This window comes from Isoptericola cucumis, from assembly GCF_014635665.1.
GTDB classification, from domain to species: domain Bacteria; phylum Actinomycetota; class Actinomycetes; order Actinomycetales; family Cellulomonadaceae; genus Isoptericola; species Isoptericola cucumis.
On sequence record NZ_BMDG01000005.1, the window covers coordinates 27596 to 40942 of the forward strand.

At 74.7% G+C, this 13347-nt stretch carries 13 protein-coding genes and 2 tRNA genes; 6 read left to right on the forward strand and 9 right to left on the reverse strand.

Annotated features, from left to right (window positions below; all coding sequences use genetic code 11):
• Positions 1 to 47 precede the first annotated feature (47 nt).
• Positions 48 to 1166, forward strand: a complete 1119-nt coding sequence (locus IEW03_RS08320) for a hypothetical protein (protein WP_188523217.1) — start codon at positions 48 to 50, stop codon at positions 1164 to 1166.
• 55 nt (positions 1167 to 1221) lie between these two features.
• On the opposite strand, the gene IEW03_RS08325 is transcribed toward IEW03_RS08320, so the two are convergent.
• A complete protein-coding gene (locus IEW03_RS08325; RefSeq protein ID WP_188523218.1) occupies positions 1222 to 3234 on the reverse strand; it encodes a M13 family metallopeptidase in 2013 nt (670 codons plus the stop codon).
• Between the two features lie 76 nt (positions 3235 to 3310).
• Here IEW03_RS08325 and IEW03_RS08330 point away from each other — a divergent pair, with 76 nt between their 5' ends.
• Together IEW03_RS08330 and IEW03_RS08335 are read left to right on the forward strand one after the other, a co-directional pair.
• Complete coding sequence (locus IEW03_RS08330) at positions 3311 to 3778, forward strand: ribose-5-phosphate isomerase (protein WP_188523219.1); 468 nt, start codon at positions 3311 to 3313, stop codon at positions 3776 to 3778.
• A gap of 14 nt (positions 3779 to 3792) precedes the next feature.
• Positions 3793 to 4809, forward strand: a complete 1017-nt coding sequence (locus IEW03_RS08335) for an Fpg/Nei family DNA glycosylase (protein WP_188523220.1) — start codon at positions 3793 to 3795, stop codon at positions 4807 to 4809.
• A gap of 31 nt (positions 4810 to 4840) precedes the next feature.
• Here IEW03_RS08335 and IEW03_RS08340 read toward each other — a convergent pair whose 3' ends face one another.
• On the reverse strand, positions 4841 to 6148 hold the full coding sequence (locus IEW03_RS08340; RefSeq protein WP_229737842.1) for a GNAT family N-acetyltransferase: 1308 nt from the start codon (positions 6146 to 6148) through the stop codon (positions 4841 to 4843).
• Positions 6149 to 6210: 62 nt separating this feature from the next.
• On the opposite strand from IEW03_RS08340, the gene IEW03_RS08345 reads away from it, so the two are divergent.
• Positions 6211 to 6591, forward strand: a complete 381-nt coding sequence (locus IEW03_RS08345; protein WP_188523221.1) for an MGMT family protein — start codon at positions 6211 to 6213, stop codon at positions 6589 to 6591.
• 16 nt (positions 6592 to 6607) lie between these two features.
• Here the strand turns inward: IEW03_RS08345 and IEW03_RS08350 are convergent, their stop codons facing one another.
• Positions 6608 to 7744 carry an LLM class F420-dependent oxidoreductase gene (locus tag IEW03_RS08350; RefSeq protein ID WP_188523464.1) on the reverse strand — a complete coding sequence of 379 codons (1137 nt, stop codon included), beginning with the start codon at positions 7742 to 7744 and terminating at the stop codon, positions 6608 to 6610.
• 121 nt (positions 7745 to 7865) lie between these two features.
• Between IEW03_RS08350 and IEW03_RS08355 the strand changes: the two genes are divergently transcribed.
• Positions 7866 to 8270, forward strand: a complete 405-nt coding sequence (locus IEW03_RS08355) for an MmcQ/YjbR family DNA-binding protein (RefSeq protein ID WP_188523222.1) — start codon at positions 7866 to 7868, stop codon at positions 8268 to 8270.
• A gap of 25 nt (positions 8271 to 8295) precedes the next feature.
• Here the strand turns inward: IEW03_RS08355 and IEW03_RS08360 are convergent, their stop codons facing one another.
• The 4 genes from IEW03_RS08360 to IEW03_RS08375 form a co-directional block, all read right to left on the reverse strand.
• A complete protein-coding gene (locus tag IEW03_RS08360) occupies positions 8296 to 9105 on the reverse strand; it encodes a DUF1648 domain-containing protein (RefSeq protein WP_229737843.1) in 810 nt (269 codons plus the stop codon).
• Positions 9106 to 9505: 400 nt separating this feature from the next.
• Entirely contained in the window at positions 9506 to 10114 is a 609-nt protein-coding gene (gene epsC, locus IEW03_RS08365) for a serine O-acetyltransferase EpsC (protein WP_188523465.1), read from the reverse strand.
• A gap of 64 nt (positions 10115 to 10178) precedes the next feature.
• The gene (cysK, locus tag IEW03_RS08370; protein WP_188523466.1) at positions 10179 to 11114 is read right to left on the reverse strand and encodes a cysteine synthase A; all 936 of its coding nucleotides are present in this window, start codon (positions 11112 to 11114) and stop codon (positions 10179 to 10181) included.
• 420 nt (positions 11115 to 11534) lie between these two features.
• Positions 11535 to 11605: transfer RNA gene (locus tag IEW03_RS08375), tRNA-Gly, on the reverse strand.
• 180 nt (positions 11606 to 11785) lie between these two features.
• Here IEW03_RS08375 and IEW03_RS08380 point away from each other — a divergent pair.
• Positions 11786 to 11862, forward strand: a tRNA-Pro gene (locus tag IEW03_RS08380).
• A 77-nt stretch (positions 11863 to 11939) separates the two neighbouring features.
• On the opposite strand, the gene IEW03_RS08385 is transcribed toward IEW03_RS08380, so the two are convergent.
• Together IEW03_RS08385 and IEW03_RS08390 are read right to left on the reverse strand one after the other, a co-directional pair.
• The gene (locus IEW03_RS08385; RefSeq protein WP_188523223.1) at positions 11940 to 13124 is read right to left on the reverse strand and encodes a site-specific integrase; all 1185 of its coding nucleotides are present in this window, start codon (positions 13122 to 13124) and stop codon (positions 11940 to 11942) included.
• Positions 13121 to 13330, reverse strand: coding sequence for a helix-turn-helix domain-containing protein (locus IEW03_RS08390; RefSeq protein WP_188523224.1), 210 nt, complete (start codon positions 13328 to 13330; stop codon positions 13121 to 13123). The genes IEW03_RS08385 and IEW03_RS08390 overlap by 4 nt, the downstream gene beginning before the upstream one ends.
• Between the last annotated feature and the right edge of the window lie 17 nt (positions 13331 to 13347).

The window sequence follows — 13347 nt, forward strand, 5'->3', positions numbered from 1 at the left end:
GTCGAGCACCCCGCCCGGGCGTCAGACCGTGACTGGAGGGAGTCCAGATGTCCGGCACCGTGCCGCCTCCGCCGCCCCCGCCCGGCCCCGACGACCGGCCCACCGCCGCGTCCGACGGCTCCGGGGTGCGACGAGTGACGTCCGCGTACCACCGCCCGCCGTCGATCGACCCGGCGGCCGACGGCGGGCAGGACCCGCAGCCGACCGCGGCGATCGGCGCCGGAGACGCCACGGCGTCCTACGCCCCGGTCCCGCCGGCGCCGCCCCAGCCGACGACGCACGCCCCGGTCCCGCCGGCGCCCCAGCCGACGGCGCACGCCCCGGTCCCGCCGGCACCGCAGCAGCCCGCGGCCGCGCCGGCACCCCCGGTGTACCAGCCGACGCAGCAGCTCCCGCCGACCCCGGCCGCGCCGGGGTACACCGCCCCGCAGGGATACGCCGAGCAGCAGGGCTACCCCGCACCGCAGGGGTATGCCGCCCAGCCCGGGTACGCGCAGCCCGGGTACGCCCAGCAGGGCTATGCGCAGCAGCCGGCCCCGCAGCAGGGCTACCCCCCGCAGGGCCAGTACGCCCCCGCGGCGGGCTACCCCGCGGCCGCCGTCCCGCCGCCCCCGGAGCCGCCGCGCAAGCGGCGGCTGAGCGCGGGCTGGATCGCGTTCATCGCGGTCGACGTCGTGCTGCTGGTGATGGCCGTGGCGTTCGCCGTCCAGATCTTCACCTCGTCCTCGCCACAGGCGCCCGCCGAAAGCGCCCCGCCCGAGGCGGCGGCGTCCCCGACCGAGGAGGCCACCGAGGAGCCGCCGCCCGAGCGCGAGGAGCTGGCCCGGTTCGCGTCGCCGTCGGCCAACATCACCTGCACCATGTACGCCGACGGCGTCTCGTGCGGGATCGCGGAGCTCGACCAGCAGCCGGCGCCCGTCGAGGGCTGCGCGGGCACCACGGGCTACGTGGTCACCGTGGACGGCGAGGGGCAGGTGGCGCTGCCGTGCGTCCCCGCGGACGAGCAGCCCACGGCCGCCGGCGGGGACCTCGACGTGGTCGAGTACGGCGAGACCGTCACCGAGGGCGACTTCACCTGCACCAGCGAGCAGACCGGGATGAGCTGCACCCACGACCCGACGGGCAAGGGGTTCTCCCTCGCGCGCGCGGGAATCGGCACGCGCTGAGCCATCGCTCGGGGCCGTGCCGGGCCAGGTTCGCCCGGCACGGCCCCGAACGGGACTACCAGATGCGCACGCGCTCCGACGGGTCGAGCCACAGCGCGTCGTCCGGCCCGACGCCGTAGGTGGCGTGGAACTCGTCGAGGTTGCGCACGACCCCGTTGCAGCGGAACTCGTTGGGGGAGTGCGGGTCGGTGGCGAGGCGGCGGGCGATCTCCTCGTCGCGGCCCTTCGACTGCCAGACCTGGGCCCAGCCGAGGAAGATGCGCTCCAGCCCGGTGAGGCCGTCCACGACGGGCGCCTCGTCCAGGGGTTTGCCGAGAGCGATCCGGTACGCCTTGATGGCGATGGACAGCCCGCCGAGGTCGCCGATGTTCTCGCCGATGGTCAGGGCGCCGTTGACGTGCGGGCCGTCGTCGGCGAGCTGGGCCGGCCGGAACGTGTCGTACTGGGCGATGAGGGCCGTCGTCCGCTTCTCGAACTCGGAGCGGTCGTCGGCGGTCCACCAGTCCTCGAGGCGCCCGTCGCCGTCGTACTTCGAGCCCTGGTCGTCGAAGCCGTGCCCGATCTCGTGCCCGATGACGCCGCCGATGCCGCCGTAGTTCACGGCGTCGTCGGCGTCCGGGTCGAAGAACGGGGGCTGCAGGATCGCGGCGGGGAACACGATCTCGTTCATGCCGGGGTTGTAGTACGCGTTGACCGTCTGCGGCGTCATGAACCACTCGTCGCGGTCGATGGGCCGGCCGATCTTGGCGAGCTCGAAGTCCTGCTCGAACGCGTGGGCCCGCCGCACGTTGCCGACCAGGTCGGTCGCGTCCACCTCGAGGGCGCCGTAGTCGCGCCACTTCACCGGGTAGCCGACCTTCGGCGTGAAGCGCTCGAGCTTGGCGAGCGCCTTGACCTTGGTCTCGGGGGTCATCCAGTCGAGCTGCTCGATCGACTCGCGGTAGGCGGCCACGAGGTTGGCGACCAGCGCGTCCATCCGCTCCTTGTGCTCCGGCGGGAAGTGGCGGGCCACGTACTGCTCGCCCACGGCCTCGCCGAGCGCCCGCTCCACGAGGGCGACGCCGCGCTTCCACCGGTCGCGCACCTCCTGGGCTCCCGAGAGGGTGCGGCCGTAGAAGTCGAAGTTCGCCTCGACGGTCGCGGTGTCGAGGTAGGCGGCGCGGGCGGTGATCAGGTGGTATGCCGCCCAGAGCTTCCAGTCCGCCAGGTCCGCCGACTCCCACAGCGCCGCGAACCCGGTCGCGAACGACGGCTCGCGCACCACGAGGGCGTCCAGGGAGCCCGCGGGGGCGCCGAGCGCGGCGGCCCACGCGCGCCAGTCGAAGCCGGGCGCCTGCTCCACGAGGTCGGCGAGCGTCATCGGGTTGTAGGTGAGGTCGGCGTCGCGGTCGCGCACCACGTCCCAGTGGTGGGCGGCGAGCGCCGTCTCGAGGGCCACGACCCGCGCGGCGGCGTCCTGCGCCGAGGTGCCCCACGCCGAGGAGGCGGCGACGCCGGCGAGACCGAGCATCCGCGCGACGTGCGGCTCGTACTTCTCGCGCAGCGGCGCGTACTGGTCCTCGCGGTAGTAGGCCTCGTCGGGCAGGCCGATGCCGCCCTGCACGAGGTGCGTCACGTACGTCTCGGGGTCCTTGGCGTCGTTGTCGACGTAGAACGCGACCGCCCCGCCGCCGCCCGTGCGCTGCAGGCGGCCGAGCACCCCGGTGAGCTCCGCCCGCGTGGCGGCGCCGACGACCTGCGCCAGCTCGTCGGCGAGCGGCGCGGTGCCGAGGGACTCGACCCGCTCGGTGTCCATGAAGCTCGCGTAGAGCGCACCGATCTTGGCCGGGGTCGACGCGGGGTCGAGGGCGTCGGTGGCGGCCAGGTCGGTGATGATGGCGCGCACCCGCTCCTCGGAGAGGTCGTGCAGGGCGCGGAACGCGCCGTCCATGGCGCGGTCGGCGGGGATCTCGTGCTGGTCGAGCCAGCGGCCGTTCACGTGGCGGTACAGGTCGTCCTGCGGGCGGACGGCCTGGTCGAGGGCGGGGAGGTCGATTCCGGACCGCAGCCCGGTCGCGTCGGCTGTCATGGCGCCCACACTACGGCGCGCCGGGACGGGCGAGGACGCACCGGCCCGCCGCCGGGATGTGGTGGAGAATGTGCCCATGCGTCTGCACATCGCCGCCGATCACGCCGGATACGAGCTCAAGACCCACCTCGTCGCGCACCTGCGCGCCGCGGGCCACGACGTCGTCGACCACGGGGCCCACGACTACGACCCGCAGGACGACTACCCGGCGGTCTGCATCGCGGCCGGGGAGGCCGTCGTCGCGGAGCCGGGCTCGCTCGGCATCGTCATCGGGGGGTCCGGCAACGGCGAGCAGATCGCGGCGAACAAGGTGGCCGGCGTGCGCGCCGTGCTCGCCTGGTCGCTCGAGACCGCGCGGCTCGGGCGCCAGCACAACGACGCCAACGTGATCGCCGTCGGCGGCCGCATGCACTCCCTGGACGAGGCGACGGGCTTCGTCGAGGCGTTCGTCGCGGAGCCGTTCAGCGGCGACGCCCGGCACCAGCGCCGCATCGACAAGGTCGTCGCGTACGAGGCGTCGCACGACGTCTCGGCCATCGCCTGACGTGATCGCCTGACGTGCCAGAAGGTCACACCGTCCACCGCCTCGCGCGGGCCCTGGACGCGTTGTTCGGCGGGCAGCCGCTGCGGGTGAGCAGCCCGCAGGGGCGGTTCGCCGACGGCGCTGCACTGCTCGACGGCCACTTCCTGGTCGCGAGCGAGGCGTGGGGTAAGCAGCTGTTCTGCGGCTTCGGCCCGACGCGGACGAGCGCCGCGGCGCCGGCACCGGAGGAGCTGCGCTGGCTGCGCGTGCACCTGGGGCTGTACGGGGCGTGGACGTTCGCCGGCGACGGCAGCGCCGACGTCGTGCACGCGATCGGCGCGCCCCGCAAGCGGGTCGGCGAGCGGGAGACGGTCCCCGCCGCGCCGGCCGGGAGCGGGGGCGGGGCCGCGGACCCGGCGGGCGAGGACGGCTGGGCGCCGCCGGCCCCGCGCGGCGCGGTGCGGGTGCGCCTGCGGGGCGCGCACGCCGTCGCCGACCTCACCGGCCCCACCGCCTGCGAGGTGCTCACCGGCGCGGAGAAGGCAGCCGTCGAGGCGCGGCTCGGCCCCGACCCGATCCGGCCGGACGGCGGGCGGGGATCCCTGGGCGCGGCGCGCGAGGCGTTCGTCGCGCGCGTGCGGCGCTCCCGGGTGACGGTCGGGCAGCAGCTCATGGACCAGGCGGTCGTCGCCGGGGTGGGCAACATCTACCGCGCCGAGGCGCTGTTCCGCGCGGGCCTTGACCCGCTGCGCCCCGGCCGGGAGGTCCCGGCCACGACCCTCGCCGCGATCTGGGACGACCTCGTCGTGCTCATGCGCGACGGCGCCGACCGGGGTGCGATCGTCACGACGAGGCCGGAAGACCGGGTGCCCGGCGGGGGCGGCCGCGTCACGCGGCAGAACACCGACGGCGCGCCCGGCGCGGTCCCGGCCGACGACGCGTTCTACGTTTACCACCGCGACGGGCTGCCGTGCCGGGCGTGCGGCGCGCCCGTGCTCACCAAGGAGCTCGCGGGCCGCAACCTCTTCTGGTGCGGGGTCTGCCAGGCCTGACGGCCAGCCGCTCCGCCGTCCGGCGAGCACCTCAGAACACCCAGCCGCAGGCCGGCGCGACGGGCCAGCCGAACGCGGCGGCCGCCGCGGCGAGCGCGCCCGGTGTGCGCTCGACGACGAGCCCGGCGCCCGCGAGGGCGGCGAGCGACGTGCCGCCCAGGTAGGCGGCGCCGACCTCGCGCACGTCGAGCTCGAGGTCGGGTGCGGCGTCGGTGCGCTCGCAGGCCGCCGGGCCGAACGCGTCGGCGCGCAGGCGCCAGGTGCCGGCGTTGTCGGGCAGCCGGGCGTCCGTGACGCCGAGCACGACGTCGACGTCGGCCTGGTAGCGCCGTCCCGCGAGCGCGGCGGGCACGTCCACCAGGCGCACCCACACGTTGTCGGCCACGCGGGCGCCGGCCGCCCGCGGGTCGACGAGCAGGCCGGTGACGGGGTCGTCGGTCGGCACCAGGAACGGCTCGGTGGCGCTCATGAGGTCGAGGTCGACCAGCACGCCCCACAGGGCGCGGGCGGCCGCGGCGTCCAGCGCCACGACGTCGCCGGTGTGCACCGTGCCGCGCGGGCCGGTCACCTCCCAGCCGAGCGTGCGCCGGAAGGTCGCGTACCCGCGGGGCTCGCCGTCGCGCTCGACGACGGCGATCCGCAGCGACTCCCGCCCGGCCGAGCGGAAGGACTTGGGGTCGGACCAGTAGCTCGCCCACAGCTCCTCGGTCTCCCGGGTGGCCCAGCCGGGGCGGTTGACGCCCGAGGCGGGTGCGTCGGCGCGCTCGCGCACCTGCCCGGGTGCCCGGTGCAGCCGCGCGACGAGCTCGCCGTGGCGCTCGCGGTCGGCGTGCTCGAGGCGCACGGTGTGCGCGTCGGCGCCGGGCACGTCGCGCAGCGCGGCGCCCCGCGGGATGCTCAGTCGCAGGTCGTCGGCGGCCTTGCCGTACCCGAACCGGCCGTAGATGGCGGCCTCCGCGGCGAACAGGGCGGACACCGGCTCGCCGCGCTCGCGGCAGTGCGCCAGGTGGTCGTCGATCATGGCGGTGAGCAGGCCGCGCCGGCGGTGCTGGGGGTGCACGCCCACCCAGGTCAGCCCGGCGACCGGCAGCTCGGCGCCCGGGACGGGGAAGCGCGAGAACGGGTACGACGCGCGGAGCGCGGCGAGGGGGCCGCCGGGAGCGGTCTCGACGCCGACGGTGCGCTCCCAGCTGACGGGCAGGGCCAGGTCGTCGAACTCGTCGACGCCGTGCGGGTCCGGGAACGCCCAGGTGTCGAGGTCGAGCAGGGCGCGGCGGTCGTCGGCGGTGAGCTGCCGGAAGCGGTAGCCGGCGGGCAGGGCGGCAGGGTGGGAGGTCACGGCCCGATCGTGGCGCGGCCGGCCACGACGTGCCAGCCCATTTCGGCCAGTAGGGTCGCCGGGTGGACGCCGTCGAGGAGTATGCCGCCGCGGTGCTCGACCTCGCCCGTCGCATCCCGTCCGGGCGGGCCATGACCTACGGGCTGATCGCGGAGATCGTCGCCGAGCGGCTCGGCCGGGGCGGCCCGCGGCAGGTCGGGAACGTGATGGCGGGGTCCGGGGACCGGTACGCCCACCTCGTGCCCGAGGGGGCCGCCGTGGTGGGGCCGGCACAGGACAACCACCCCGTGCCCTGGTGGCGCGTGGTGAACGCCGCCGGGTCGCCGCCGGCGCGCCATCTCACCGTCGCCCTCGACGCCTTGCGGGCCGAGGGCTGCCCCCTCACCCGAGACGGACGTCGCGTGGACCTGCGCCGCGCCGTCTGGTTCCCCGAGGACGACTAGCGACCGGTGGTGGCCCTCAGATCTTCTTCGGCGCCACCCGGGCTGCCAGCGACCCGGCGCCCGCCCGCACGCGCGCGCCGACCGGGGTGCCGCCACCGGCGTCACGGCGCGCTGCCTGCGCCGCCGCGAGGACGGTGAGCATGGACGACGGGTCGCCCTGCAGCAGCATCGTCGTCAGGGCGGTGCCGTCCCACCGGGCGAGGTCGCGCGCGACCTTCTCGGCGGGCCCGACCAGCGCGATCTCCTCCACCAGCTCGGTGGGCACGGCCCGCGCGGCGTCCTCCTTGCGCCCGGCGAGGAAGAGCTCCTGGACCTCGTCCAGCGCCGCCGCGTACCCCAGTCGGTCCAGGGAGGCCTTGTGGAAGTTCGCCTCCTTCGACCCCATCCCGCCCGCGTACAGCGCGATGTGGGGACGGATGACGTCGGCGGCAGCCTCGAGGTCGTCGCGCACCACGACCGGCACGGTCGCGAGCACCTCGAACGCCGAGGCGGGTGCGCGCTCGTCCGCACGCTGCGCGAACCCGGAGGCGAGCAGCTCGCGGTGCTCGGCGTCGGCGCGGGGGGCGTAGAAGCCGGCCATCCAGCCGTCGGCGATCTCGGCGGCGAGCGCGACGTTCTTCGGCCCCTGCGCCGCCAGGACGATCGGGATGTCGGCGCGACGCGGGTGCACGGTGGGCTTGAGCGCCTTGCCGAGGCCCGTGGCGCCGGGGGCGTCGGCGGGCAGGGGGAGCCGGAAGAAGTCGCCGTCCGCGGTGACCGGGCGCTCGCGGGCGAAGACCTGGCGCACGACGTCGACGTACTCGCGCGTGCGGGCCAGCGGCCGCCGGTACGGCTGGCCGTACCAGCCCTCGACGACCTGCGGCCCGGACGCGCCGAGGCCGAGCACGAAGCGGCCGCCGGAGAGGTGGTCGAGCGTGATCGCCTGCATCGCCGTCGCGGTGGGGGTGCGGGCCGCCATCTGTGCGATGCCGGTGCCGAGGCGCAGCCGGCGGGTGCGCGAGCCCCACCAGGCGAGCGGCGTGAAGGCGTCGGAGCCGTACGCCTCCGCCGTCCAGACGGAGTCCAGGCCGAGCGCCTCGGCGGCGACCAGGGCGGGCACGATGCCCTTCGGTGGCTTGCGGGACCAGTAGCCGGTCTGGATGCCGATGCGCAGGGTGCTCATGGGGGCGGTGCTCCTCGTCGAGGCGGATGTTCCGGGGTACCCGGGACTCGGCGTCTCGGGTAACGCGAGTCACACCCTAGCCGAGAGACGAGCCCGGGCTTAGCGTCGGACCATGGCGACCTACGACGACGTGGCGTCCGTCGCGCTCGGGCTGCCGGACGTGACGGAGGGCACCCGCTACCGGGGCTGGCGCTCCTGGCAGGTGGGCAGGGCCGTGTTCGCCTGGGAACGGCCGTTCAGCAAGGCCGACGTCCGGCGGTTCGACGACGCGCCGGTTCCGGGCGGTCCGATCCTCGCGGTGGCGACCGAGGACCTCGAGGAGAAGGAGGCGCTGCTCGCCGCGCACGGCTCGGCGTGCCTCACGATCCCGCACCTCGACGGCTATCCCGCCGTGCTCGTGCGCCTCGACCGGCTGGGCGGTGCGGACGACGCCGAGCTGCGCGAGCTGGTCGTGGACGCCTGGTTCGCCAAGGCGCCGCCGGCGCTCGCCGAGCGGCACCGCGACCTGCTCGGGTGAGGCCCGCTTCGGGGTCGCGTCGCTGTCAGCCGGTCGCGCGGGCCCGGTCCGCGAGGGTGTTGAGCAGCCCCGCCGCGGACGCGGCGTCGTCCACGGTGACCACGAGCGAGCGGCCGCCGGTCCGCTCGACCAGGAGCGACTCGCCCCGCCGGAGCACGACGCCGACCCGGCCGCCCGGGCCCACCCGCCAGCCCCAGCCGCCGAACTCCGCGAGCGGGCTCACGTCGGTCACCGACGCGACGACGACCTCGTCGGCGGGCACGTGCGTGCCGGGCCAGCCGAGGACTGAGCGCACCGTCAGGCCCGTCGCGTCGACGCGCACCGTGAAGGCGAACATCGCCGCGAAGAGCCCGGCCAGCAGCGCGGGCACGACGAGCATCGCCCACGTCTCCAGCACGACGGCGAGCACCGTGGTGATCAGGATCGCGACGGCCGCGACGGCCAGGCCCGGACCGCCGGCCGCCCGCCGGAACCATGCCGCTCGCTCGCCGTCGTGCAGCACCGCCCGCGCGGCGCCCGCGGCGACCGGCGCGTCGGAGGGGAGCCTCCGGTCGCCGGGGACCAGCGCCGCGGCGAGGCAGGCGGGGACGAGGGGGAGCAGCAACGACAGCGCCAGGGCCCAGCCGGCGTCGGTGGCCTCGGAGGCGTCGGCGAGCCCGCGCTGCGGGGCCAGGGAGGTGAGCAGGACCGCCGCGGCGAACGCGCCGGACCACATGCAGCCGCCGGCGGCCAGGCGCCGGGTCGAGGCCGCGGCGCCCCACGCCCACCCGATGGCGGCGAAGACGGCGCACAGCCCCACGGCGAGGAGGATGCCGACGAGCAGGAAGGAACCCACCGACGAGAAGCCGTCGGGCGCGCCGGCGCCGCTCCAGTGCGAGGCGATCTCGCCGGGCAGCTCGTCGAGCCACGACCAGCGACGAGCGCCCCGGCCAGCGCGAGCAGGAGCCCCGCGGCCGACGACCAGAGCATCGCCCGGCGCGCTCCGGGCCGCCAGGCGGCCGGGCCCGCGCCCGAGCCGCCCGAGGTTCGGCCGGTCGGGGGAGTCGTGGTCATCGGGTCATCGCCTCCTTGACGAGGGTGGTGGTCTCCGGGGACACCTGTGCCGCCCGCGCGGCGGCGGCCGGCGCGTCGAGGGGCCCCGTGACGGCGGACCGGCGTGACGACGGACCGGCGTGACGACGGCCCGCGACCCCGAGGGGTCGCGGGCCGCGAGCGGGCCGTCGGTCGTGGAACGGTCAGATCATGTACTCGGGGAGACCGGCGTCCTCGACGCGCTGGCCGTGGTCGGGCCGGTGCCCCGGCGCGCGGGCCTGGGCCGGCACGCCGACCGCGACCATGCCCGCGGGCACCTCCCGCACGACCACGGCGTTGGCCCCGATCTGCGCGTCGTCACCGATCTGCAGCGGTCCCAGCACCTTGGCGCCCGCCCCCACCATGACGCGGTCGCCGAGCGTCGGGTGCCGCTTGCCGCGGGTCATCGAGCGCCCGCCGAGCGTGGAGCCGTGGAACAGCACGCAGTCGTCGCCGACCACGGCCGTCTGCCCGATGACCACGCCCATGCCGTGGTCGATGAACAGCCGGCGCCCGATGCGCGCGCCCGGGTGGATCTCGATCCCGGTGAGCCAGCGGGCGACCTGCGACACGAGCCTCGCAGGCAGTCGCAGACCCGGCCGGTGCCACATCCGGTGCGTGATCCGGTGCACCCACACCGCGTGCACGCCCGGGTAGCCGAGCGCGACCTCGAACCGGGACCGTGCCGCCGGGTCGTGGGCGTGGGCCGCCTCGAGGTCCTCCAGGAGGATCTCGACGAGGTGCCCCAATCCTGGCCGGTGGCCCGCGGGCATGGGGTGGTCGGCGTCGTCGGGCACGGTGCGTCGCGACGCGGTCGCGGCGAGGGGGGCGGTCACGTCAGTCCAGCAGGTCCGAGTACAGGATCGTCGAGAGGTAGCGCTCACCGAAGTCGGGCACCACCACCACGATCAGCTTGCCCGCGTTCTCCGGGCGGGCCGCGACCTGCAGCGCGCCGGAGATGGCGGCGCCCGACGAGATGCCGACCAGGAGGCCCTCCTCCTTCGCCGCGCGCCGGGCCAGCTCGACCGACGTGGCGGCGTCGACGTCGATCACCTCGTCGTAGACGGACGTGTCGAGGATCTCCGGGACGAAGTTCGCGCCCAGGCCCTGGATCTTGTGCGGCCCGGGGTCGCCGCCGGTGAGGATGGGCGACTCGGCCGGCTCGACGGCGACGATCTGCACGTCGGGCTTGCGCTCCTTGAGCACCTGCCCGACGCCGGTGATCGTCCCCCCGGTGCCGATGCCGGACACCACGATGTCGACGGCACCGTCGGTGTCCGCCCAGATCTCCTCCGCGGTCGTCTCGCGGTGGACCTTGGGGTTGGCCTCGTTGGCGAACTGGCGGGCGAGGACGGCGCCCGGGCGCTCGGCCGCGATCTTCTCGGCGGCCGCGACGGCGCCCTTCATGCCCTCGGAGCCCGGGGTGAGGACGAGCTCGGCCCCGTAGGCGCGCAGCAGGGCGCGGCGCTCCTTCGACATGGTCTCGGGCATCGTCAGCACGACCTGGTAGCCGCGTGCGGCACCCACCCAGGCCAGCGCGATGCCGGTGTTCCCCGAGGTGCCCTCGACGATGGTGCCGCCGGGGCGCAGCTCGCCGGAGGCCTCGGCCGCGTCGATGATGGACACGCCGATGCGGTCCTTCACGGAGTTGGCGGGGTTGTAGAACTCGAGCTTCGCGACGACGGTGGCGCCCAGCCCCTCGGTGAGCCGGTTGAGCCGCACGAGCGGCGTGCGGCCGATGAGGTGGGTGGCGTCGTCGTAGATGCGGGCCATGTTGATCGTGTCCTTCTCGTCTGGCGTGGACCGGCCGTCGGCCGGGGTGGACGTGCGCCTACGCACGTCACGATGACCTGGGGAGGGCGACGTCGCCAGCCGGGGTCCGGCCGCTCGGGTGCGGGAGACGGTCCGGGCTGGTGCGCGTCGAGGGTGCTGAGCGTCGCGCGGTCGCCGCGGCCCGTCGTGGTCGACGGGTCAGGCGTGACGCGGACGCTCTACAGACAGGTGCAGCAGCAGGGGACGCAGGGACGGGCGGTGACGGTGGCGATCGCGTGGCGCATCGGCTGTGTCCCTTCCGTCCGGGCGGCCGTGGCCGCGAGCGTCGTCACCGGGCCCGCGACGGCGCGGGCGTGACGTGGCGCCGAGCGTATCGCCCGCCGCGGTCGGCGACAACGGCCGGCCTGGATCGTCTCAGCGAGCGGGCGACGGGAATCGAACCCGCGTAGCCAGTTTGGAAGACTGGGGCTCTACCATTGAGCTACGCCCGCACGTTGCTCGAAGCACGACGCGGCAGCTGCCCGCCGTCCTTCCGAACGCGGGCCTCACCCTAGCAAAGGCGCAGGTGTCGTCCGGCCGGGCGCGGTCCCGGCCACCGTTGACGGCGGCGTCCGCGGCGACGTGGTGGCGCACTACACTGACCTGGGCCTGCACCGGTAGGGGCGGGTCCTCGGGGTGTGGCGCAGCTTGGTAGCGCATCTGCTTTGGGAGCAGAGGGTCGCAGGTTCGAATCCTGTCACCCCGACCACCGCCCACCTGCACGAACACGTTTCGGTGCAGGTGGGCGAACCCGTCGGAACGGCCGCTGTGGTTCCAACTGAGGTTCTACGCGGCGTCGTCATCGTCTGCCCCATCGGCTTTGAGCACCGGGAAGACGAGGTCCATCACCGCCGCTCCGGCTTCGAGGACAGGCCGCAGCTCGTGGCGATAGACCAGCTCGGTGACGGCGGTCCCCGAGTGCCCCATGAGCCGCGAGATCTCCTCGATGGGCAGACCACGCTCCGACAGGATCGAGACGAACGAGTGACGCAGATCACGCGGCGTCCATTCCTCCGGGACGATCCCGGGCACCAGCCGCAGCGCTGACCGGAAGGATCGGCGGACGTTGTGCGAGTCCTGCTCGGTCCCCACCAGGGACGGGAACACCAGGTCGTTCTCCTTCCAGGCATCGCCGGCCCTCGCCCTGATCGCGGCCTGCTTCGCCCGGTGCTCGATGAGCACGGCCGCGACATAGCCCGAGATTGCCAGTGTGCGGCGCGACTTCTGCGTCTTGGTGTCGCCCCCCTCACGCACCGAGCGCCAGACGTTGATGTGCGGCGGCACGCCCTTGGGCGGGTCGAGGTCGACGGCGTCCCATCGCAATGCGCGGACTTCCTCGGGCCGAGCCCCGGCGAGCAGCGAAACCACGATGTAGGCGTGCGCCGGATGGTCCCGCGTCTTGTCGAGCAGATCGGAAGCCTGTTGAAACGTCAGCGACCTCGACCTGCGACCCGGGCGTCCCTTGGGAGCCGGGCTGAGGTCGACGACGTTTCGCTCCGCCAGGCCCCGCTTCATCGCCCGGTCGATCGACCGTTTCAGTACCGACCGAACCTGCTTGAGCGTCGACGTCGACAGCTTGGGCGCGAGGCTCACGAGCCAACGATCGATCTCGTCCGGGCGAAGATCGCGGACCCGACGTCCGCCGAGATGTGGCTTGATGTGCAGCAGGTAGTGAATCTCGTTCCCCTGCTGAGTCCGAGCGGAGACGCTGGACCGAGCGAACGCCAACCAGTCCTCGACGACGGCCGACACGGTGACGCGCCGAGCGTCCGGCAAGATGCCGGCCTCGTACTCGCGCACACGGGCACGAAGGGCCTTCAGCGCGGCCGACTCGGTCTTGCCAGATCCGGTCTTGCGGATCGGCTTCCCGCGACCGTCGTAGCCGACCGTCTGTCGAGCCATGTACCGCTGCCGCTGCTCGTCCCAGTAGACCGTGCCCTCTCCGCGGGAGCGTCGCTGCTTCTCGCTCATGCTGCCCCCAGCCCTTCGACGTACTCACGCACGGCAGCAACGGGAACGAGCCTCCGTGCGCCGACCTTGACGGTGCGGAGCCGACCAGAACGGATCAGCTCGTAGACGGTCCTACGTGACAGCCGCAGTGCGACGGCCGCCTCTTCGACCCGGTACAGCTCCGGGACGATCTCGCCGACGAAGGCGAGCGTTGCCTTGCTGGTCATGCCTTCCCCCTCGGGTC

Coding starts and splice junctions, on each gene's coding strand:
- IEW03_RS08355 (WP_188523222.1), top strand. CDS start 7,866: ATGGCGACCTACGACGACGTGGCGTCCGTCGCGCTCGGGCTGCCGGAC.
- IEW03_RS08325 (WP_188523218.1), bottom strand. CDS start 3,234: ATGACAGCCGACGCGACCGGGCTGCGGTCCGGAATCGACCTCCCCGCC.
- epsC (WP_188523465.1), bottom strand. CDS start 10,114: ATGCCCGCGGGCCACCGGCCAGGATTGGGGCACCTCGTCGAGATCCTC.
- IEW03_RS08385 (WP_188523223.1), bottom strand. CDS start 13,124: ATGAGCGAGAAGCAGCGACGCTCCCGCGGAGAGGGCACGGTCTACTGG.
- IEW03_RS08320 (WP_188523217.1), top strand. CDS start 48: ATGTCCGGCACCGTGCCGCCTCCGCCGCCCCCGCCCGGCCCCGACGAC.
- IEW03_RS08390 (WP_188523224.1), bottom strand. CDS start 13,330: ATGACCAGCAAGGCAACGCTCGCCTTCGTCGGCGAGATCGTCCCGGAG.
- cysK (WP_188523466.1), bottom strand. CDS start 11,114: ATGGCCCGCATCTACGACGACGCCACCCACCTCATCGGCCGCACGCCG.
- IEW03_RS08330 (WP_188523219.1), top strand. CDS start 3,311: ATGCGTCTGCACATCGCCGCCGATCACGCCGGATACGAGCTCAAGACC.